The sequence below is a fragment of the Pandoraea anapnoica genome (genome assembly GCF_902459765.1).
In the GTDB taxonomy this organism is placed as follows: Bacteria; Pseudomonadota; Gammaproteobacteria; order Burkholderiales; family Burkholderiaceae; genus Pandoraea; species Pandoraea anapnoica.
In genome coordinates this window covers 244847-265414 of sequence record NZ_CABPSP010000008.1, presented here as the reverse complement: position 1 = coordinate 265414, position 20568 = coordinate 244847, and the positions used below count along the sequence as shown (strand labels likewise).

Sequence of the window (20568 nt, the reverse complement as noted above, 5' to 3'; positions counted from 1 at the left end):
ATGATTCGACCGTCGTGAAAGACCTGCACCCGCTGTGACACCAACGCTCCCCTATCCCTTTGTGCAGCCGCCTCATGCGCCGACGCCATCTCAGCCAGTCACTGGAATTGCCGCTCTCCGCTCGTCATGAGAAGGAGACGCGACAGGCATGGGTCTACCGGTGTGTGCGAGAGCGCATCGTCGCGGGCGAGTTGCGACGTGGCGACCGCCTACCCTCCACACGCACGCTGGCAGAGCGCTGGGGGGTGTCGCGCGGCATCGTCGAGCTGGCGTTCGAGCAACTGACGCTCGAAGGCTATGTGGCGAGTCGCGTTGGCGCGGGTACGGAAGTGGTCGCGGACTTCTCCGGGGCGGTGGCGACACCAGCTGCATCCTGCCAGGCCGAGCGTTCGACGCAGCCGTTGCCTGAGAATGCAGCATCGCTTGCGTCGAAAACCGGTCGGTCGCCCGATGCCGCGTTGTTCTCGCTACCCGTCTGGCGCAAGCATATGAACCGCGCGCTGCGAGCCGTCACCCCCGAGTTGTTGGCCGACACAGACCCGCGCGGCTATTTGCCGCTGCGCGAGAGCATCGCTCGCTACGTGCGTATGACGCGCGGCATCGCCTGCGAAGCAGACGAAATCGTGGTGACGACCGGCATTCGCCATGCGATCAGTCTCGTCACGGAAGTCCTTGCCGACGACGCCACGGCGTTCTATCTCGAAGACCCCGGCTACAAGAATCTGTCGACGCTGGTGCGCGCGCCGTCGCAGCGTTGCGTGAGCGTACCTGTCGACGACGAGGGCTTTGTCGTGGCAGCCGCCGACCGTGCGGGCGCAGGACGTCCCGGCATCGCCTACGTGACGCCCGCGCATCAGGCACCGCTCGGCACCACCATGTCGATCAACCGTCGGATGCAGTTGCTGGAGTGGGCGAGCGCGCGCGACGTCTGGATCGTCGAAGACGACTACGACAGCGAGTTCAGCTACGGCAGTGCGCCGTTGCCTGCGCTCAAAGCCATCGACACACAGGCGCGCGTGATCCATTGCAGCAGCTTCAACAAATCGTTGTTTCCGTCGCTGCGCATCGGCTATTTGCTGGCACCGCCAGCGTTGCTTGCGCGAATCGCGGGGCAGCGTTCGGCGTCGGGACGCTCGAACAGTCTCATCGAGCAGATGGCGCTCGCGAGCTATATCGATAGCGGGGATTTCGCACGGCATTTGCGCGCTTCTCGCAGCGTGTATCTCAGACGTCGCAATCTGCTGCTGGAGACGTTACGCGCGAGGATGACTCCACCTTGCCGCATCACTGGCGATCACGCGGGCTTTCACTGCGTGCTGTGGTTGCCATCTCATGTGGACGAGGCGGCGCTCGTCGCGACGCTACGCGCGCAAGGCGTTTTCGTGGAAGGACTGAGGGAGTTTGCCCGGGCGCAGACGGTGCCCCCGGGGCTGGTGCTCGGCTACGCCGCGCTCGACGATGCGCGGCTGCCGGAGATTGCGACGTGTATTGCGACGCTTATTTCGTCTACTCGCCGCGCTTGCGAAGTTCGAGCCGGATAACGAACCAGCCTGCGACGGCCGACATTATCGCGAGTGCGTACCACGTCAGCAGATAGCTCATGTGGTTGTTCGGGAACTGCACCACGGTCAGGCCGCCCACGGGATAGTCGCGATCTTGCGACTGTACCTTGCTGGTCATGGCTTCGGCGTCGTTGGTGATGGCGTTTGCGCCGGCACCTGCATTCGCTCCGGGTTTGCCGTCGGCGTCCACGAAATATGGGGCGACATCGGACGTATTGAGGCCGCGCGCCGTCGCAATCGCCATCACGTCACGCGAATACCAGAGGTTCTGCGCCGGGGCGTTCTTGCGCAGGAAGCCGCCGACCGGCTCGGGCATGCGCAGCAATCCCGTCACCGTAACTTCGCCTGTCGGGGCGGGCGGCACCGACTCTTTCCAGCCTGGCGGCACGAAGCCGCGATTGACCAGCACTTCACCGCCATCTGCCGTGCGCAGCGGCGTGAGCACCCAGTAGCCGCCGCCCAGATCGGTGACGGCCTGCACGAGCGTGTCTTTGTCGAACTGGTAGGTGCCGGTTAGCGAGACGTGACGATACTCGTCCTTCTCGGCGTTGACGTCGGCCCACTGCGCGCGCGCGGGCGCTGCCGACGGCGGCGCATGCACGCGCGAATTCACGCGTTCGATCAGATCGAGTTTCCACGCGCGGCGTTGCAACTGCCATGTGCCGAGTGAGACGAAGAGGGAAATCAGCACCAGCGTGATGACGCCGAGAATCACCACGCGAAGGGGAGATGTGCGGGAGGGGGCGCCAGAAGCGCGCGGGGGACGCTGTGCGTCCCCCGAATCGTGAAGTCGATCGCTACTCAAGGGAAATGCCGTTCAAGGGAGGTTTTTCGTATCCTGCATCATACCCGGCATCATGTTTTGGTTCAGGTGATACATCACCCACAGCGAACCCGAGAGCGTGATGACGACCAGCACGATCGTGAAGATCAGCGACAGCATGTTCCAGCCGCCCTCGGACTTCGCGTTCATATGCAGGAAGTAGATCATGTGCACCACGATCTGAATCGCCGCGAGGAACAGGATCATGATCGCGGTCGTGCTCGATTTCTCGAACACGCCACCCATCACGAACCAGAACGGAATCGCGGTGAGCACCACCGACAGAATGAAGCCGGTCGCATAGCCACGCAGCGTGCTGTGCGGCCCCTCGTTCCCATGATCATCGTCATGGTCGTGCCCGTGGGCATCGTGCAAAGTCGAGTCGTGGGTGCTCACGGCAGCACTCCCATCAGATAGACGAACGTAAAGACGCCGATCCACACGACGTCCAGAAAGTGCCAGAACATCGACAGGCACATCAGCCGTCGGCGGTTCGGTACGGTCAGCCCGTGCTTGCCGATCTGCACCAGCAGCGTGATGAGCCAGATGATGCCGAACGTGACGTGCAGCCCGTGCGTGCCCACCAGCGTGAAGAACGACGACAGGAACGCGCTGCGCCACGGCCCGGCACCTTCATGAATCAGCGTGGCGAACTCGTACAGTTCGAGCGAGAGGAACGCCGCGCCGAGCAACCCCGTCACGATCAGCCAGCCGGTCACGGCGCTCTGGCGGCGCCTTTGCATCTCCAGCATCGCGAAGCCGTAGGTGATCGACGAGAGCAGCAGGAACGTGGTGTTGAGCGCCACGAGCGGCAGTTCGAACAGCTCCGCGCCCGTCGGTCCGCCCGCGTAGTTGCGACCGAGCACGCCATACGCCGCGAACAGACAGGCGAAGACAAGACAGTCGCTCATCAGATAAATCCAGAAGCCGAGCAACGTGCCACCCGGCGGGTGGTAGTCCGTCGACATCATGAATTTCAGGTCGCCCTCGCGCGGCGGGGAGGGGGCGTGGGCGCCGCCGCCGAGCGGCACGCCACCGGCAGGGAACGGTGCGGTCGTGTCAGACATTCTGGGCGAGCAGTCGCGTGCGCGCTGCCTCCGTGTGTTCGACCTGATCGGCCGGGATGTAGTAGTCGCGGTGATAGTTGAACGTGTGTCCGATGGCCGTCGCGATCAGTGCGACGAAGGCCACGATGACGACCAGCCACATATGCCAGATCAGCCCGAAGCCACACACCGTCGCCAGCCCCGCAAGGATGATGCCTGCGCCGGTGTTCTTCGGCATGTGAATCGGGATGAAGCCGTCCATCGGACGCTTGAAGCCGTGCTGCTTCATCTGCCACCAGGCGTCGTTGTCGTGAATGAGCGGCGTGAAGGCGAAGTTGTAGACCGGCGGCGGCGACGACGTCGACCATTCCAGCGTGCGCCCGCCCCACGGATCACCCGTCTCGTCGCGCAGTTGATCGCGACGCATGTAGCTCACCACCAATTGGATGATGAAGCAGGCGATACCGATGGCGATAAGCAGCGCACCCACGGCGGCGACCCGGAACCAGATCTGCAATGACATATCGTCGAAGTGGCTCACGCGTCGCGTCACGCCCATCAGACCGAGTAGGTAGAGCGGCATGAACGCCACGTAGAAGCCGATGAACCAGAACCAGAACGAGCACTTGCCCCAGAACGGGTCGAGCTTGTAGCCGAAGGCTTTCGGGAACCAGTAGCTGATGGCGGCGAACACGCCGAACACGACCCCGCCGATGATCACGTTGTGGAAGTGGGCAATCAGGAACAGCCCGTTATGCAGCGAGAAGTCCGCAGGCGGTACTGCGAGCAGCACGCCGGTCATGCCGCCGATCACGAACGTCACCATGAAGCCGATGGTCCAGAGCATGGGCACTTCGAAGTGGATGCGTCCGCGATACATCGTGAAGAGCCAGTTGAAGATCTTGGCCCCCGTGGGTATCGAGATGATCATCGTCGTGATCCCGAAGAACGAGTTCACACTCGCGCCCGAGCCCATCGTGAAGAAGTGGTGCAGCCACACGAGGTACGACAGCACCGTAATCACGACCGTTGCGTAGACCATCGACGCATAACCGAAAAGTCGCTTGCCCGAGAACGTCGCCACCACTTCCGAGAACACGCCGAAGACCGGCAGCACGAGAATGTAGACCTCGGGGTGGCCCCAGATCCAGATCAGGTTCACGTACATCATGGCGTTACCGCCGAGATCGTTCGTGAAGAAGTTGGTCCCCGCATAGCGGTCGAGGGCGAGCAGGGCGAGCACGGCGGTGAGCACCGGGAAGGCGGCCACGATCAGCACGTTGGTGCACAGCGACGTCCACGTGAACACTGGCATGCGCATCATCGTCATGCCCGGTGCGCGCATCTTCACGATGGTCACGAGCAGGTTGATCCCCGAGAGCAGGGTGCCGACGCCTGCGATCTGCAAGGCCCATATGTAGTAATCGACGCCCACGTCGGGACTTTGCAATACGCCCGAGAGCGGTGGATACGCGAGCCAGCCGGTACGTGCGAATTCGCCGACGAACAGCGACATCATCACGAGTACCGCGCCGCTGGTCGTCATCCAGAAGCTGAAGTTATTGAGGAACGGGAAGGCCACGTCGCGGGCGCCGATCTGGAGTGGCACCACGAAGTTCATGAGACCGGTCACGAGCGGCATCGCCACGAAGAAGATCATGATCACGCCGTGCGCGGTGAAGATCTGATCGTAGTGGTGCGGCGGCAGATAGCCCATGTTGTCGCCGAACGAGACCGCCTGTTGCAGGCGCATCATCGCGGCATCGGCGAAGCCGCGCAGCAACATGATGATGCCGAGGATCACGTACATGATCCCGATCTTCTTGTGATCGATGCTCGTGAACCACTCTCGCCACAGGTAGCCCCACAGCCTGAAGTAGGTGATGGCGCCCAGTACCACGACGCCACCGATCGCCACCCCCGCAAAGGTCGCGAGGAGGATCGGTTCGTGGTACGGGATCGCCTCTAGCGTGAGGCGACCGAAGATCAGCTTGACGATGTCCATAAGCTCGAACCTGGGATCATTCGCGCGCGAGGCGCATCATTGTCGACGGTTAGGCGCAGTGCGCGTCACGGGTAGGTCTTCGCGAATCGGCTTCACGATGTCACTGCGCGAGCGCAGTCCCCGGGACACGTTGCGCGTCGGCGGCGAACTGCACGGTGTTCTGTGCGGTACACATTGCGTCGGCGAGCAACGCATCGGTCTTGCGTGAACCGGCCCGGCTGGCGTGCGCGTGATTGGGCTGATCCATCATGTCCTTCAGGCAGGGCTGTCCCTGCTGAACACAACGGTTCAGAATCGCGTCGTAGAGATCGGGGGCAACGTCGGCGTAATACTTCACCGGCACCCACTCGCTCGGTTTCGCGAGCGCCTCGTACTTGTCGCGCGACAGGTTTTCGCCCTTCGTCTTGACCTGTTTCACCCACGCGTCGAATTCGTCCGCGGTCATGCCGTGGAACTTGAAGCGCATGCCGGAGAAGCCCGCGCCACTGTAGTTCGCGGAGAAGCCGTCGTACACGCCGGGCTTGTTGATGACCGCGTGCAGCTTCGTCTCCATGCCCGGCATCGCGTAGATCTGACCGGCGAGCGCCGGGACGAAGAACGAATTCATCATCGTGGTCGACGTGATTTCGAAGCGGATCGGACGGTCGACGGGCGCGGCAAGTTCGTTCACGGTCGCAATGCCCTGGTCGGGATAGAAGAACAGCCACTTCCAGTCCATCGCCACGACCTGCACCGTGAGCGGACGCGTGTCGGGCGGAATCTCCCGTTTCGCGTCGATCCGCTCAAGCGGCCGGTAAGGATCGAGCTTGTGGGTGCTGACCCACGTGAGGGCCCCCAGCGCGATGATGATCAGCAGCGGCGCGGCCCAGATCAGCAGTTCGAGCAGCGTGGAGTGATCCCATTCGGGGGTGTAGACGGCGTTCTTGTTCGATGCCCGGTATCGCCAGGCGAACAGCAATGTCAGCACGATCACCGGCACGATGATCAGCAACATCAGAACGGTGGAAACGATGATGATGTCCCGCTGCCTTACCGCGAGATCTCCCGAAGGCGACATCAATACGGTATTGCAGCCGGACAACAGCGCGAAGGCGGGGAGTAAAAGTACCCCGCGGAGGAACTTGGGGGAAGTCATGCTGCGATCGATGGAACCGTAGCCTTAGACCGTACCCATCATGGACCGCCCTTTCTGATGCATCAATTTAGGGTAAACCCTATAGCGGCAATTCGAGATACCTGCGATGCTTTTCTGGCACGAGTGTCATCGTCATCCCGATCCGCGAGGGGGTCCGATAATGTCAAGCAGTGCTCATCAATCGCCGACGCCACCGGGTGTGCCCGGCGCGCCGACAGCGCACGATCACGGGAGCAAATCCCGCATCGCGCCTGAGGAAATCGCGGTCGGCGTGGTTGTCGGACGCGCCTCCGAGTACTTCGACTTCTTTGTGTTCGGCATCGCTGCCGTCCTCGTCTTTCCACACGTTTTCTTCCCGTTTGCGGACGGCCTGCACGGGCTCCTGTACTCGTTCACGATCTTCTCTTTCGCCTTTATCTCGCGCCCGTTCGGCACTGCGCTCTTCATGAACGTGCAGCGTCGCTGGGGACGCAGCGTCAAGCTCACGGCGGCGCTGTTCGTGCTCGGTACGGCAACGGCGGGCATGGCCTTCCTGCCGGGACATGCCGTGATCGGCGACAAGGCCATCTGGCTGCTCGCCTTCTTCCGTCTGGTACAGGGCATTGGCTTCGGCGGCTCGTGGGATGGCTTGCCGTCGCTGCTGGCGATGAACGCCCCGCCGCAACGTCGCGGCTGGTATTCGATGATGGGACAGTTGGGCGCGCCGATCGGATTCATCATCGCGGCGTCGTTATTCCTGTTCCTGCACTGGAGCCTCGATTCGGACGACTTCCTCACCTGGGGCTGGCGCTATCCGTTCTACGTGGCGTTCGCCGTGAACGTGGTGGCGCTGTTCGCGCGGCTTCGTCTGGTCGTGACGAACGAATACACGGCCATGCTCGAAGAGGGGCAACTGGAGCCGATCAGCACGCGGGAGATGGTGCGCTCGCAGGGCTACAACATCTTCCTCGGCGCGTTCGCGGCGCTGGCGAGTTATGCGCTCTTCCACCTGGTGACGGTGTTCCCGCTGTCGTGGATTTCGCTGCAAAACACGCAGGATCTGAACAGCGTGCTGATCGTGCAGCTCTGCGGCGCGGTCATCGCGATCATCTGCACGGTGATTTCCGGACGCATCGCCGACCGCATCGGTCGACGCACGACATTGGGTCTTTTCGCGATCTTCATCGGCGTCTTCGCCCTGTTTGCGCCGTTCCTGATGGGTGGCAGTTCGGTGGGGCAGGACATCTTCATTCTTGTCGGCTTCGGCCTGCTCGGCCTGTCGTACGGTCAGGCGGCCGGTACGGTGACGTCCAACTTCGAGCAACGCTTTCGCTACACCGGGGCGGCGCTCACGACGGACTTCGCGTGGCTGTTTGGCGCGGCGTTCGCACCGCTCGTCGCACTCGGATTGTCGGCGGAGTTCGGGCTGATCGCGGTGAGCGGCTATCTGCTCTCCGGCACGGTCTGCACGCTGCTTGCTCTGCGCATCAACAAGGCGTTCGAAACGAAAGACTGAACGCCGCTCAATAATTTCACCTCACGTTGTTTCCCGTCAACGGCGCGAAAAAGTTCGCGCCGTTGTCATTTGTGCGACTTGTTCATCTGTGTCATATCCGCTCACGCCGGTTCAAACGTCGTACAGCATGCCCGCAATCGCGGCGGTGATGTTGTGCGTGCGCGAGTCGTGTTCGCGATGAATCATGCCGACGGTGCGAAGCAGCGGCGGCTCGGCAATGGGGACAATGCGCAGCAGCGGGTCTGCGTGCCAATCGCCTCGATGCAGCAACGGCAATACCGACACACCGACGTTCTTGCGCACGAGTGCGACGATCGTCTCGATGGAGTTCAGTTCCAGATATTCCGTCACGCTAAGTTTTGCTGCGCGCAACGCCTGCTCCACGACGAGACCGGTTCGCACGCGACGGTCGAAACGCAGGAACGCGTGTGCGTCGAGAATCTGCTGCGGGTCGGACTCGGCGATGTCGCGATTGACGACCATCACCATCGGCTCGGTGTAGAGCGGCGTCCACACCAGTCCGTCGGCGCGGGCGTCGTCGGCACGAGCGACCACGGCGGCGATGTCCACTTCCCCCTGTTCGACGAGATCGGTCAATTCGTCCGAGCGGGCAGACGTCAGCCGCACGTCGAGCTGTGGATGCGCCGTCTTCAGCTCGGCGACCACGAGCGAGAGCGCGCCGATGACCGACACCACCGCGCCGATGGTCACCGGGCCCTGCATTGCATTGATGGGCGAGGTGGTCAGCTCGGCAGTGAGCGCCAGAATCTGCTCGACGCGGGGAAACAGTTCGCGCCCCTGACGCGTGAGCGTGATCTGCCGCCCGCGCCTGTCGAACAGCCGCTGACCGACGGCGTCTTCCAGCCCGCGCATCTGCAAACTGACGGCCGCCTGCGTCAATGCGGCGCGCTCGGCCGCCGCCGCAAACGAGCCGGTTTGGGCCACCAGACGAAACGTCTTCAACATGCGCAGCGTGAGCATTTGGGAAGTAAAAATAACTTAAGCATGAAAAAGAAATATTAATATTTCCTTTGCGTGCGGGGAAGACATAATCGTGTCATGCACATCCCGCATGAGCGGGTGGCCGACCCACACAACGCGCCCCATGACCATGCCCGCAGATGCTGGGCCGGTGCTTGATGTCACCGGACTGTCGCTGAAATTCTCCAAGGCACCCGACGCGCCGAATCTGATCGATGGCGTCTCTTTCGCCGTGCACCCCGGCAAAACGTTGTGCATCGTCGGCGAATCGGGATGCGGCAAGAGCGTCACGTCGCTGGCGCTCATGGGCTTGTTGCCCAGCCCGCCGGCGAATCTCGTGGCCGGACGCGCCGTCTTCGAAGGCCACGACCTGCTGGCGCTGGGCGAACGCGATTTCGCGGACCTGCGTGGCAATCGTCTGGCGATGATCTTTCAGGAGCCGATGACGTCGCTCAATCCGTCGTTCACGATCGGCCATCAGATCGAGGAGGGCATCCGGCGACATCGTGGACTGGACCGGCGCGCCGCACGTGCTGAAGCCCTCGACATGCTCAAACTCGTGCGCATTCCCGCGCCGGAAGCCCGGCTCGACAACTATCCGCACGAGCTCTCCGGTGGCATGCGTCAACGCGTGATGATTGCGATGGCGCTCGCCAACCGGCCCGCGCTACTCATCGCCGACGAGCCGACGACGGCGCTCGACGTCACGATTCAGGCGCAGGTGCTCACGCTCATTCAGACGTTGCAACGCGAAACGGGCACCGCCGTGGTGCTCATCACGCACGATCTGGGCGTGGTGGCCGAAGTCGCGGACGACGTGGCCGTGATGTACGCCGGACGCATCGTCGAATACGGCACGGTGAGCGAGATCTTCGACGATCCGCAGCACCCTTACACCATCGGGCTGATGGGCGCGATTCCGTCCATCGGCAAACGCGAAGGCACGCTGGCGACGATTCGCGGCGCCGTGCCCTCGCCGGAGCGCATGCCTGCCGGATGCCGTTTTGCGCCGCGCTGCCCGTTTGCCGAGGCGCGTTGCACTCGTGAGGCGCCGCCCGAGCGGACATTGTCCGGCGCGCACCGCGTGGCGTGCTGGCTCGCACCGGTCGAGTCCCTAACCCCTCCGCCGTCCTTGCGAGAGGAGGCCGTGGCATGAACGCACCATCGACAATGACGCCGCTGCTTGAAGCCCGCGATCTGACCAAGCACTTCGGTGGCCACCGCGTGGGCTTTTCACGCGCCCCTACGGTATATGCCGTCAACGGTGTGTCGTTCGCCGTGCAGGCGGGCGAGACGTTCGCCATCGTCGGCGAATCGGGCTGCGGAAAATCCACGCTGGGACGTCTGCTGCTGCGACTGCTCGACGCAACGCGCGGCGAAGTGCGCTATCAGGGCGAAGACATCATGACGCTGGGGTCGGGCGCGATGCGACGTTTGCGGCGCGAACTCCAGATCATCTTTCAGGACCCGTTCGCGTCGCTCAATCCGAGCATGACCGTGGGCGGTCTGATCGGTGAGCCAATTGCGTTGCACGGGCTCGCACATGGACGCGCCCGCGACGAGCGCGTCGCCGAACTGCTGCGCACCGTCGGCCTGCAACCGGACTACGCGCAACGCTTCCCGCATGAGTTTTCCGGCGGGCAACGCCAGCGCATCGGCATCGCACGCGCACTGGCCGGTGAGCCGCGCGTGATCATCGGCGACGAGCCGGTTTCGGCGCTCGACGTCTCCGTGCAGGCGCAGGTCATCAACCTGCTCGAACGGCTCAAGCACGACTTCGGCCTCACGCTCATCATGGTCGCGCACGATCTGGCGGTGATTCGCCACATGAGCGACCGGGTGGCGGTGATGTACCTCGGCGAGATCGTCGAACTGGCGAGCGCCGATGCGCTCTTCGACAACCCGCTGCATCCCTATACACAGGCGCTGCTTCAGGCGATTCCGGCGAGCCGTCCGCATCTGCGACGTGAGCGCGCGCCGCTGGGTGGCGAACTGCCCAGCCCGACCGCACCGCCGCCGGGGTGCCGCTTCCACCCGCGTTGCCCGCATGCGCGCGCGGCATGTCGCGAGCAGAAGCCGGTCGACGAAGTGTTGCCGGACGGCCGACAGGTCGCCTGCCACTTCTGGCGCGAGATTCAGAACGCCGGAGCAAGCCCGGCGCGTGCGGCGGCACCGAGCGAGAAGCTGGGCGAGCGGCTCGCGCTGTACCGGGAGCGACAGTCGCAGGCCGATTCAACCGCGGCCCGCACGAGTGCATAAGAACACCTTCACGACACCATCACACAGACAAGGGATCACACGCATGCGTAACGTTCTGCTCGATCTTGTATTGGCGGCGGCACTGACGACCGGCGCGGCTTCGGCCATGGCGCAATCGACTATCCGGATTGGCTTGCAGGAAGACATCGGTTCGCTCGATCCTGCGCGCAGTTCGCAGGTCGTCGACCGCATGGTGCTGCGCTCGCTGTGCAGCTCGCTGGTCGATATCGGCACCGATCTGAAGTTCGTGCCGATGCTGGCCACCGCATGGAATGTGAGTGCCGACGGCAAGACGTGGACGTTCAAACTGCGCAAGGGTGTGAAGTTCCACGACGACGAGCCGTTCAACGCCGCCGCCGTGAAGGCCAACCTCGACCGTGCGCGCACGATGCAGGCAAGCAACCGCAAGAGCGAGTTGTCGTCCATCGACCATGTCGACGTGGTCGATGACTCGACCGTGAACATCGTGCTCAAGGCCCCGGACTCGGCGCTGCTCGCCACGCTGTCCGACCGCGCGGGGATGATGCTCGCGCCCAAGACGCTGGCCGACGACGCGGGCGTGCAATCGAAGCCGGTATGTTCCGGTCCGTACAAGTTCGTGCAGCGCGTGCAGAATGATCGCGTGGTGCTGGAGAAATTCCCGGGCTTCTGGGAAGCCGACAAGTACCCCATCCAGAAGGTCGTCTTCCTGCCGATTCCGGACACGACGGTGCGTCTCGCGAACGTGCGTTCCGGCTCGCTCGACATGCTGGAGCGTCTCTCGCCGTCCGACGTGAAGTCGGTCAAGCGCGACGCGAACCTCACCTTCGTCTCGATGGACGGACTGGGCTACTACGGCCTGACGTTCAACGTCGCACCGAATGCGAACAAGGCGCTGCGTGACAAGCGCGTGCGTCAGGCGTTCGATCTGGCCATCGACCGCGACGCCATCAATCAGGTGATCGGCGGCGGCATCTTTACGCCCGCCAATCAGGCATTGCCGCACTCTGGGCAGTATTACGACACGTCGATCAAGACCACGAAGCGCGACGTTGCGAAGGCGAAGGCGCTGCTGAAGTCGGCCGGTTTCGAGAAGGTCAACGTGACGCTGAGCTTCGGCAACAGCACTGTCTCCAACCAGATGGCGCAGATGTTGCAAGCGATGCTCGCGGAAGCCGGTATCACGCTCAAGCTACGCCCGATGGACTACGCGGCGGCACTCGACGCCGCGCATCGCGGCGACTTCGACGTGCTTTACAACGGCTGGTCGGGACGTGTCGATCCGGACGGCAACCTGCACCAGTTCGTCTCCTGCAAGGGAAATCTGAACTACGGGCAGTACTGCAACGCCGAGGTCGACAAGCTGCTGAACGACGCACGCGTGAAGTCCACCGTCGCCGAGCGCAAGCCCCTGTATGACGCCGCGAACAAGATTCTGTCCGACGAAGACCCGATTCTCTACCTGTACGTGCAGCCGTGGCCGTATGTGCTCACGAAGAAGGTGCAGGGCTTTGTGGCCTACCCGGACGGTCTGATCCGTCTGCGCGGCGTGACCATCAAGGGCTAAGGGGACTGCCGCCATGCTGCGCCTCGTCGTCCATCGTGCGCTGGTTGCCATTCCCACGCTCATCATCGTGTCGATGATGATCTTCGGGTTGCAGAAGATGCTGCCCGGCGATCCCGTGCTTGCGATGGCTGGCGAGGATCAGAACCCGCAGGTCATTGCTGCCCTGCGCGAGAAGTATCACCTCGACAAGCCGCTGCCCACGCAGTACGCGCTGTGGATCGGCAGTGTGCTGCGCGGCGATCTCGGCAACTCGTTGCGCACGGGCGAGCCGGTGACGAAGCTCATCGCGCAGAAGTTGCCCGTCACGTTGCAACTGGCCATGTTCGGCCTCGTGATCGCCATTGGCATCGGTATTCCGCTGGGCATTCTCTCGGCGGCCAATCGTGGCAAGGCCATCGATTACGGATCCAACGTGCTGGCGCTCTCGGGCATGTCGATTCCGAACTTCTGGCTCGGCATTCTGCTGATCTTCCTCATCTCCGTGCGCTGGCAGTTGCTGCCGTCGTCGGGCTATGTGCCGCCGGGCGAAGATTTGTGGATGAGCTTCAAGACGATGGTGATGCCCGCCTTCGTGCTCGGGGCGGCGTTGGGCGCGCAACTGATGCGTCACACGCGTAGCGCGATGCTCGGCGTGCTGCGCACCGATTACATTCGGACGGCTCGTGCGAAAGGCTTGCTGCGCGGTACGGTGGTGCTAAAGCACGCGTTTCGCAATGCGCTGATTCCGATTGTGACGGTACTGGCGCTGTTGTTCGGCGAGTTGCTGGCGGGGGCTGTGCTCACCGAGCAGGTCTTCACGATTCCGGGCTTCGGCAAGCTGGTCGTCGACGCCGTGTTCAACCGCGACTATGCGGTGGTGCAGGGTGTGGTGCTGGTGACCGCCGTGAGTTTCATCGTGCTGAATCTGCTGGCCGACGTACTTTACGTCCTGCTTAACCCGCGCCTGCGTCGCGCCTGAGAATCCAAGAACATGGCTGCTATCCAGACGACACAGACGTCATCCTCTTCGCCAGCGCCGGACGCGAATCCTACCGTCTCACCGGTGGCTGCGGCCTTGAGCGCCGAGCGCTTGCCGCGACGCCGCTATCGCGGGCTGCGCAAATTCGCGCGCAACAAGGCGGCCGTCGCCGGGGCGGTCATCGTCGCGTTTGCGGTGCTCGTCGCGCTGCTCGCGCCGTGGATCTCGCCCTACGACCCGATTGCCACGAGTTTCATGACGGTGCGTCAGGCCCCGAGTGCGCTGCACTGGTTCGGCACCGACGAGCTCGGCCGCGACATTCTCGCGCGCATGATCTACGGCGCGCAGGCGTCGCTGGCGGCGGGGGTGGTGTCGGTCGGCATCGCGGTGATCGTGGGCGTGCCGCTCGGGCTGCTGGCGGGCTACTTCGGTCGCTGGGTCGACGCCATCGTCTCGCGGCTGGCCGACGCGCTGCTGTCCATTCCGTTCCTGATTCTGGCCATTGCGATGGCGGCGTTCCTCGGCGCGAGCCTCACCAACGCGATGATTGCCATCGGTGTGTCCGCCATGCCGCGCTTCGTCCGGCTCGCGCGCGCGCAGGCGCTCACTGTGAAGGCGGAAGAGTATGTCGAGGGCGCGCGTGCCATCGGGCTGACGGACACGCGCATCATCGTGCGCTACATCCTGCCGAACGTGCTGCCGCCGATCATCGTCCAGGCCAGTCTCACGGTCGCGACCGCGATCATCGCCGAGGCAAGCCTCTCGTTCCTCGGACTGGGGCAATTGCCGCCATTGCCGTCGTGGGGCTCGATGCTCAACACGGCCAAGGACTTCGTCGAGCAGGCACCCTGGATGTCCATTTTTCCCGGTATCGCCATCTTCCTGACGGTACTCGGCTTCAACCTGCTGGGTGACGGACTGCGCGACGCGCTGGATCCTCGCGAGCAATAAACGTCACGTAACCAAAGCAACATCGCACACTGGCAGACTTATTCCAACCATTCGAGACAGAGGTCATCAGCGATTCCCATGACGCACTTCAACTGGCAAAACCCGTACCCGACGCCGCGCCTGCCGGTGTTCGCCCGCAACATCGTGTCGACGTCGCACCCGCTCGCCGCGCAAGCCGGTCTGCGCATTCTCTGGCAGGGCGGTAATGCCGTCGACGCAGCGATTGCCGCTGCCGCGTGCATGACCATCGTCGAGCCGGTTTCCAACGGTCTGGGCGGAGATTGCTTCGCGCTGGTGTGGGACGGCAAGCAGGTACATGGCCTGAACGCCTCCGGCACCGCGCCCGGCGCATGGAACGTCGACTACTTCCGTAAGAAGTATGGCGAGGAGCACGGCATTGCCAAACAGCCGATTCGCGGTGTCGACTCCGTCAGCATTCCCGGCGTGATCGCCGGTTGGGAAGCCCTGCACGCGAAGTTCGGCAAGCTGCCGTTCGCCGACCTGATGGCCCCGGCCATCGAGATCGCCGAGCGCGGTCACGCTGTCGCGAACATCGTCGCGCGCAAGTGGGCCGCTGCGGTGCCCGAACTCAAGAACCAGCCCGGATACGCGCAGACGTTCATGCCGAATGGCCGCGCGCCGACCACCAGCGAGATGATGCGCATGCCTGGCCACGCCCGTACGCTGCGTCTGCTGGCGAAGGAAGGCCCGCGCGCGTATTACGAGGGCGAGATCGCCGAGCGCATCGCGGCCTGGAGCACCGAGCACGGCGGCGCGATGACGACCGACGATCTGCGCAACTATCGCGCCGACTGGGTCAAGCCCATCGAGAAGGACTATCGCGGCTACACGGTGCACGAAATTCCGCCGAACGGGCAGGGCATTGCGGCACTGATCGCGCTGGGCATTCTGGACAAATTCGACGTCTCCAGCCTCGCGGTGGACCGCGTGCATTCGCAACACTTGCAGATCGAGGCGATGAAGCTGGCATTCGCCGATCTCTACAAGTACGTGGCCGATCCGCGCTCGATGGAGGTGACGCCGGAGCAGATGCTCGACGACGCTTACCTGACCGAGCGCGCGAAGCTCATCGATCCGGACAAGGCGACGCACTTCGACTTCGGTATGCCGAAGTCCGGCGGCACCATCTATCTGACTGCGGCCGACGAGCAGGGCATGATGGTCAGCTTCATCCAGTCGAACTACATGGGCTTCGGCTCGGGCGTCGTGGTGCCGGACTACGGCATCGCGCTGCAAAACCGTGGCTGTGGTTTCTCTATGGACCCGAAGTCGGCCAACGTGGTCGAAGGTGGCAAGCGTCCGTTCCACACGATCATTCCGGCGTTCCTCACGCAGAAGGTCAACGGTCAGCACGAAGCCGTGATGAGCTTCGGGGTGATGGGCGGCGACATGCAGCCGCAAGGCCATCTGCAATCGGTCGTGCGCATGCTGGACTACGGTCAGCAACCGCAGGCTGCATGCGACGCGCCGCGCTGGAAGGTCAATCGCGACTTCACCGTCGATATCGAATCGACGATGGACCGCGAGACGGTGGCCGGGCTCGTGGCACTGGGCCACAAGCTCAAGTCCATCGACGACCCGTACATGGACTTCGGCTCCGGCCAGTACATCTGGCGTCTGGATCGCAACGATCCGGAGCGTGGCTACGTGGCCGCGAGCGATAGCCGTCGCGACGGCCTCGCTGCGGGCTACTGAGTCTGCTGAGTTCGGCCGCTCTCAGATAGCGTCGCTCGCAGTGCGGGCGACGCGGCGGGCCTCAAGCCGAGCTTCACGTTGCACGACGGCGCTGATCGTGAAGGCCGCCACACCGGCGATGGCCACCGGCACGGCGGCCATCATGAACAGATGCTGCGGGTCCCAATGCAGGGCCAGCAGCACGCCGCCCACGATCGGCCCGACGATGGAGCCGATTCGCCCGATCCCCAGGGCCCAGCCCACGCCCGTGCCGCGAATCGCCGTGGGATACGTGCGTGCGGCCAGTGCGTTTGCGCCGATCTGTCCGCCGACGACGCAGAACCCCGCCCCGAAGATCGTCGCAACGAGCACCGCGACTGATGTGCCCGCCAATCCCACCAGCACGACACAAACCGCTGCGCCCAGATACACCACGCCGAGCGCCTTGAAGGGCGGTACGCGGTCGAATACGCGTCCGAGCGTGAGCGTGCCGAGCGTGCCGCCGATTTGCAGCATCGAGGTGATGATTGCGGCGGTATCGAGTGCGATGCCCGCATCGTGAATCACCGTCGGCAGCCAGCTCGACAGGAAATACAGATCCATCAGGCTCATGAAGAAGATCACCCACAGCAGCATGGTGATCCGCGCACGCTTGTTTGCGAAGAGGGCGGACACGCTGGCATGCCCCTTGGCGTGCACGTCGATACCGCTGTCGATGCGCACGTCTTCCGGGAGATCGGGGGCGAGTTTCCGGAGGACGGCAATCAGCCGCGCCGGATGCTTTGCCTGCACGATGAGAAAGCGCGGCGACTCGGGCAGGTGCCGCCAGGCGAGCAGCGCAGCGCCGAGCGGCAGCAAACCGCCCACGATGAAGACGGACGGCCATCCATAGTCGCGAATCAGCCCGGCCGCAGCGAGACCGCCGAGCGCCGCGCCCAGCGAGAATCCGCAGAACATCACCATGATGGCGGTGGAGCGCACGCGCTCCGGGGCGAACTCGCCGGTCAGTGCAATGGCGTTGGGCATCACGCAGCCAAGGCCGATGCCGGTGAGCAGGCGCAACACCAGCAGCGATGTGACGGACGACGCGAACGCCGTCGCGAGCGACATCGCCCCGAAGATCAGCATGCCCGCGATCAGCACCGGCCGCCGCCCCACGCGATCGGACACCGGTCCGCCGACGAGTGCGCCGAGCGTGAGGCCGACCAAACTGGCCGAGAACACGGGACTGAGCGCCGAGCGATCGATGCCCAGTGCATGCACGATGGCCGGGGCCACATAGCCGATGGCTTGCGTGTCGAATCCGTCGAGAAAAACGATCAGCCCGCAGAGCGCCGTGACGAATATCTGGTAACGGCCGAAGGGCCGTTCGTCGATGAGCGCACGCAGATCGATGCTGGGTTGGGGCATGGCACTGTCTCCATGATCGGCCTCGTTGGCGAGGCTCTGTCGAATAGGCGAAAGCGTGCGCACCCAGGGGCGCGCACGCGTCATTGGCAGTCGGCTGCCGGGTGACTCAACGGCCGGTCTGGGCGGCCTGAGTCGCGTTGAGCGTTTCGCGGTTCAGACCTGCGACGTTTTTGTAGCGATTCGAAATCTCCGCGAGATCGGCGGCGCTGATCACATCGTCGATATGCGTGAAGGGCTTGTCGCCGCTCAGTTCGTGCACCGTTTGCAGGATCGCGTCCGGCGGCGCTTTGCGGTTCATCAGCACGACGTCGGCGGTCGCCTTGCCGCGAATGCCATCGTAGGCGTCCAGCGCCTTGGGCGTCAGGCCATGCTCGCGCAATTGTGCGGCCAGACACGGCGCGTCGAGAATCGCCTGCCCCGCGCCATTCGAGCCGCGCGGCACCATCGGATGCGCGGCGTCGCCCAGCAACGTGACGCGCCCAAAGCTCCAGCGCGGCAACGGATCCTGATCGACCATCGGATATTCGAGAATCGTCTCGGTCGCCTGGATCATGCCCGCCACGTCGAGCCAGTCGAAGTGCCAGTCGGCGAACGCGGGGAAGAAGTCTTCCAGACGGCCCACGCCGTTCCAGTCGCGACGCGCCGGACGTGGTGCTTCGATCTCCGCGACCCAGTTCACCAACTGGTTGCCGCGGCCGTCGACGTTGTTGCGAATCGGGTAGATCACCATCTTGCCCACCGACAGCCAGCCCGCGCGCACCATCGATGCGCCGCTCAGGAACGGCGGCAGCACGACGCTGCCGCGCCACATGTTCACGCCGGAGTATCGCGGCGCACCCTCAGTCGGATAGAACTGCTTGCGCACGACCGAATGGATGCCGTCTGCGGCGACCAGCAGGCGTGCCGTGACCGGCGGCAGGGTGTCGCCTTCCGGTGACTCGAACGAGATCGTGACCTCGTCATCGTCCTGGAGAAAACCGGTGCAGCGATGCCCTACGACGACCGCGTCTTCTCCAAGGCGCTCGCGCACGGCGGCCAGCAATACGCCCTGAAGATCGCCCCGGTGAATCGAGAACTGCGGCCACGCGTAACCGGCATGTTCGCCAGCAGGTTCGCTGTAGACGAACTGGCCGAAGCGATTGAAGAACGCCGACTCGCGCGTCGTCACCGCAACGTCGCGCAGCGCGGGCGTCAGCCCCAGCCCGTCGAGCACGCGCGCGGCGTGCGGCAGGATATTCACGCCGACACCCAGCGGACGGATTTCGGGGACGGCCTCAAACACGCGGCAGGCGATACCGGCTTCATGCAGATTGAGCGCGAGCGTCAAACCGCCGATACCTGCGCCGACGATGGCCACGTCGATCGATGGGGGCATGGGAAAGTCTCCTGAGCGCGAATGCGCCAATGGTTCTGGAATGGACACCATTAAAGCGCGTCGTCAGTCATCAGGGAATTTTGACTATCATATGAATTAATATGAATCGATTATGAATCGACGATGAACATCTCACTGCGTCAACTCAAAGCATTCGTACTCGTGGCCACGCTGGGCAATTTCACGCGTGCGGCCGAGCGGCTGCACATCACGCAGGCGGGTTTGTCGGTGATGATGCGCGAGATCGAAACGCAACTCGGCAGCCGTCTGTTCGACCGCACAACGCGCAGCGTGACGCTGACCGACGCCGGTCATGCGTTGCTCCCGGTCGCGAGTGCGGCCGTCAGCCAGCTCGATGCCGTCGCGGGACAGATCGCGACGTTCGGACAGGTGTCGCGCAAGACGCTGCGCATCGCAGCCACGCCGCTCGTGTCGTCGCATCTCATGCCCGAATGGTTCGGCACGTTTCAACGGGCGAATCCCGATGTGGACCTGCGGCTGCATGAAACCGAACTGGCGCAGGTGCATGCGCTCGTCGAGCAAGGCGAGGCGGACATGGGCTTCGGCTTTTTCACCAAGGCATCGCATGGCATCGAGCGAACGCTGCTGCAATCGTTTCGTCTGATGCGCGTGACGGCGACGAAGCGGCCAACCCGCAAAACAGGAAATCCCAAAGCGGGCGCGGACGATGCATCGTGGCACGCCCTGCGTGACGAAACGCTGATCGGTCTACCGTCGGACAATCCAATTCAGCAACTCGTCGAGACACATCTCGCGCGCATCGACCGGGCAGACGAGCCACGCGCGGCGTTTCGCCGCTTCGAGACGCTGATCGGCATGGCCGAAGCCGGTATCGGCACCGCGATCGTGCCGACGTTCGCGCTACCGGCGTGTCGTCATCGTGCAGTCCGTTGTGAGGTGCTGACCGACCCGGAAGTCACATTGGGATTCCATCGGATCGTGAAGCGCGGGCGCGCGAAGCCCGAACTGTGGCGCCAATTCACCGAACTGGTCGTTGAGTCGCTGCAACGCATCGATGCCATCGCGCACGAGCGCAGAAGTTAGTGCTGACTGGGGGGGCTACTGCAACGCGCAGGATGGGGGACGTTGTGAGGACCGAAATCTTGATGGTCTGAGGATGTCGGCCTCGTCAGTACGCGCTCACTCATCTCGGATTCCTACACGGCACTACGGCATCGAGGTAACGTGAAGCTTCTGTTGATTCATCGAATCGTCACAGTTCACCCGCAATAATCACGGCGCACGAGGAATCTACAAACTAATTCGGCGGCCGATCTACTGCGTCAAATCACGCGTGGCACCGGGC

At 63.5% G+C, this 20568-nt stretch carries 17 protein-coding genes; 9 read left to right on the top strand and 8 right to left on the bottom strand.

Features of this window, described 5'->3' with window-relative positions; translation table 11 throughout:
* Positions 1 to 74 precede the first annotated feature (74 nt).
* Positions 75 to 1541: a MocR-like pyridoxine biosynthesis transcription factor PdxR gene (pdxR, locus tag PAN31117_RS15100; RefSeq protein WP_150738875.1), complete on the top strand. Its 1467-nt coding sequence runs from the start codon at positions 75 to 77 to the stop codon at positions 1539 to 1541.
* On the opposite strand, the gene PAN31117_RS15095 is transcribed toward pdxR, so the two are convergent.
* The 5 genes from PAN31117_RS15095 to cyoA all read right to left on the bottom strand — a co-directional run bounded on the left by PAN31117_RS15095 (position 1507) and on the right by cyoA (position 6571).
* Positions 1507 to 2280 (bottom strand): SURF1 family protein, encoded by a 774-nt coding sequence (locus PAN31117_RS15095; protein WP_281349181.1) that lies wholly within the window; start codon positions 2278 to 2280, stop codon positions 1507 to 1509. The two genes, pdxR and PAN31117_RS15095, sit on opposite strands and share 35 nt — an antisense overlap.
* A 99-nt stretch (positions 2281 to 2379) precedes the next feature.
* Positions 2380 to 2781 (bottom strand): cytochrome o ubiquinol oxidase subunit IV, encoded by a 402-nt coding sequence (gene cyoD, locus PAN31117_RS15090; protein WP_039400513.1) that lies wholly within the window; start codon positions 2779 to 2781, stop codon positions 2380 to 2382.
* Entirely contained in the window at positions 2778 to 3452 is a 675-nt protein-coding gene (cyoC, locus tag PAN31117_RS15085; protein ID WP_150738874.1) for a cytochrome o ubiquinol oxidase subunit III, read from the bottom strand. Before cyoC ends, cyoD begins: the two co-directional genes overlap by 4 nt.
* On the bottom strand, positions 3445 to 5436 hold the full coding sequence (gene cyoB, locus PAN31117_RS15080; RefSeq protein ID WP_150738873.1) for a cytochrome o ubiquinol oxidase subunit I: 1992 nt from the start codon (positions 5434 to 5436) through the stop codon (positions 3445 to 3447). The genes cyoC and cyoB overlap by 8 nt, the downstream gene beginning before the upstream one ends.
* 100 nt (positions 5437 to 5536) lie before the next feature.
* Positions 5537 to 6571: a ubiquinol oxidase subunit II gene (cyoA, locus tag PAN31117_RS15075; RefSeq protein ID WP_150738872.1), complete on the bottom strand. Its 1035-nt coding sequence runs from the start codon at positions 6569 to 6571 to the stop codon at positions 5537 to 5539.
* 160 nt (positions 6572 to 6731) lie between these two features.
* Here cyoA and PAN31117_RS15070 point away from each other — a divergent pair, with 160 nt between their 5' ends.
* Positions 6732 to 8066, top strand: a complete 1335-nt coding sequence (locus PAN31117_RS15070) for an MFS transporter (protein WP_174990967.1) — start codon at positions 6732 to 6734, stop codon at positions 8064 to 8066.
* A gap of 111 nt (positions 8067 to 8177) precedes the next feature.
* Here the strand turns inward: PAN31117_RS15070 and PAN31117_RS15065 are convergent, their stop codons facing one another.
* Positions 8178 to 9047 carry a LysR substrate-binding domain-containing protein gene (locus tag PAN31117_RS15065; protein WP_150738870.1) on the bottom strand — a complete coding sequence of 290 codons (870 nt, stop codon included), beginning with the start codon at positions 9045 to 9047 and terminating at the stop codon, positions 8178 to 8180.
* Between the two features lie 130 nt (positions 9048 to 9177).
* On the opposite strand from PAN31117_RS15065, the gene PAN31117_RS15060 reads away from it, so the two are divergent.
* From PAN31117_RS15060 to PAN31117_RS15035, 6 genes are all read left to right on the top strand, one after another.
* Complete coding sequence (locus tag PAN31117_RS15060; protein ID WP_217429660.1) at positions 9178 to 10203, top strand: ABC transporter ATP-binding protein; 1026 nt, start codon at positions 9178 to 9180, stop codon at positions 10201 to 10203.
* Complete coding sequence (locus PAN31117_RS15055) at positions 10200 to 11306, top strand: ABC transporter ATP-binding protein (protein WP_150738868.1); 1107 nt, start codon at positions 10200 to 10202, stop codon at positions 11304 to 11306. Before PAN31117_RS15060 ends, PAN31117_RS15055 begins: the two co-directional genes overlap by 4 nt.
* A gap of 43 nt (positions 11307 to 11349) precedes the next feature.
* On the top strand, positions 11350 to 12852 hold the full coding sequence (locus PAN31117_RS15050; protein WP_150738867.1) for an ABC transporter substrate-binding protein: 1503 nt from the start codon (positions 11350 to 11352) through the stop codon (positions 12850 to 12852).
* 13 nt (positions 12853 to 12865) lie between these two features.
* Positions 12866 to 13810: an ABC transporter permease gene (locus PAN31117_RS15045; protein WP_039400492.1), complete on the top strand. Its 945-nt coding sequence runs from the start codon at positions 12866 to 12868 to the stop codon at positions 13808 to 13810.
* Between the two features lie 12 nt (positions 13811 to 13822).
* Positions 13823 to 14761: an ABC transporter permease gene (locus PAN31117_RS15040; RefSeq protein WP_246189094.1), complete on the top strand. Its 939-nt coding sequence runs from the start codon at positions 13823 to 13825 to the stop codon at positions 14759 to 14761.
* Positions 14762 to 14839: 78 nt separating this feature from the next.
* Entirely contained in the window at positions 14840 to 16477 is a 1638-nt protein-coding gene (locus tag PAN31117_RS15035; RefSeq protein WP_039400489.1) for a gamma-glutamyltransferase family protein, read from the top strand.
* A gap of 21 nt (positions 16478 to 16498) precedes the next feature.
* Here the strand turns inward: PAN31117_RS15035 and PAN31117_RS15030 are convergent, their stop codons facing one another.
* On the bottom strand, positions 16499 to 17866 hold the full coding sequence (locus tag PAN31117_RS15030; protein ID WP_150738866.1) for an MFS transporter: 1368 nt from the start codon (positions 17864 to 17866) through the stop codon (positions 16499 to 16501).
* Positions 17867 to 17972: 106 nt separating this feature from the next.
* Positions 17973 to 19241 carry a flavin-dependent oxidoreductase gene (locus PAN31117_RS15025; RefSeq protein WP_150738865.1) on the bottom strand — a complete coding sequence of 423 codons (1269 nt, stop codon included), beginning with the start codon at positions 19239 to 19241 and terminating at the stop codon, positions 17973 to 17975.
* A gap of 123 nt (positions 19242 to 19364) precedes the next feature.
* Between PAN31117_RS15025 and PAN31117_RS15020 the strand changes: the two genes are divergently transcribed.
* Positions 19365 to 20306 (top strand): LysR family transcriptional regulator, encoded by a 942-nt coding sequence (locus PAN31117_RS15020; RefSeq protein ID WP_150738864.1) that lies wholly within the window; start codon positions 19365 to 19367, stop codon positions 20304 to 20306.
* Positions 20307 to 20568: the final 262 nt, after the last annotated feature.

Bases quoted from the DNA above. Each gene is read 5' to 3' on its own strand.
- pdxR (WP_150738875.1), top strand. From the start codon at position 75: ATGCGCCGACGCCATCTCAGCCAGTCACTGGAATTGCCGCTCTCCGCT.
- cyoC (WP_150738874.1), bottom strand. From the start codon at position 3,452: ATGTCTGACACGACCGCACCGTTCCCTGCCGGTGGCGTGCCGCTCGGC.
- cyoB (WP_150738873.1), bottom strand. From the start codon at position 5,436: ATGGACATCGTCAAGCTGATCTTCGGTCGCCTCACGCTAGAGGCGATC.
- cyoA (WP_150738872.1), bottom strand. From the start codon at position 6,571: ATGACTTCCCCCAAGTTCCTCCGCGGGGTACTTTTACTCCCCGCCTTC.
- PAN31117_RS15070 (WP_174990967.1), top strand. From the start codon at position 6,732: ATGTCAAGCAGTGCTCATCAATCGCCGACGCCACCGGGTGTGCCCGGC.
- PAN31117_RS15065 (WP_150738870.1), bottom strand. From the start codon at position 9,047: ATGCTCACGCTGCGCATGTTGAAGACGTTTCGTCTGGTGGCCCAAACC.
- PAN31117_RS15060 (WP_217429660.1), top strand. From the start codon at position 9,178: ATGCCCGCAGATGCTGGGCCGGTGCTTGATGTCACCGGACTGTCGCTG.
- PAN31117_RS15055 (WP_150738868.1), top strand. From the start codon at position 10,200: ATGAACGCACCATCGACAATGACGCCGCTGCTTGAAGCCCGCGATCTG.
- PAN31117_RS15050 (WP_150738867.1), top strand. From the start codon at position 11,350: ATGCGTAACGTTCTGCTCGATCTTGTATTGGCGGCGGCACTGACGACC.
- PAN31117_RS15045 (WP_039400492.1), top strand. From the start codon at position 12,866: ATGCTGCGCCTCGTCGTCCATCGTGCGCTGGTTGCCATTCCCACGCTC.
- PAN31117_RS15040 (WP_246189094.1), top strand. From the start codon at position 13,823: ATGGCTGCTATCCAGACGACACAGACGTCATCCTCTTCGCCAGCGCCG.
- PAN31117_RS15035 (WP_039400489.1), top strand. From the start codon at position 14,840: ATGACGCACTTCAACTGGCAAAACCCGTACCCGACGCCGCGCCTGCCG.
- PAN31117_RS15030 (WP_150738866.1), bottom strand. From the start codon at position 17,866: ATGCCCCAACCCAGCATCGATCTGCGTGCGCTCATCGACGAACGGCCC.
- PAN31117_RS15025 (WP_150738865.1), bottom strand. From the start codon at position 19,241: ATGCCCCCATCGATCGACGTGGCCATCGTCGGCGCAGGTATCGGCGGT.
- PAN31117_RS15020 (WP_150738864.1), top strand. From the start codon at position 19,365: ATGAACATCTCACTGCGTCAACTCAAAGCATTCGTACTCGTGGCCACG.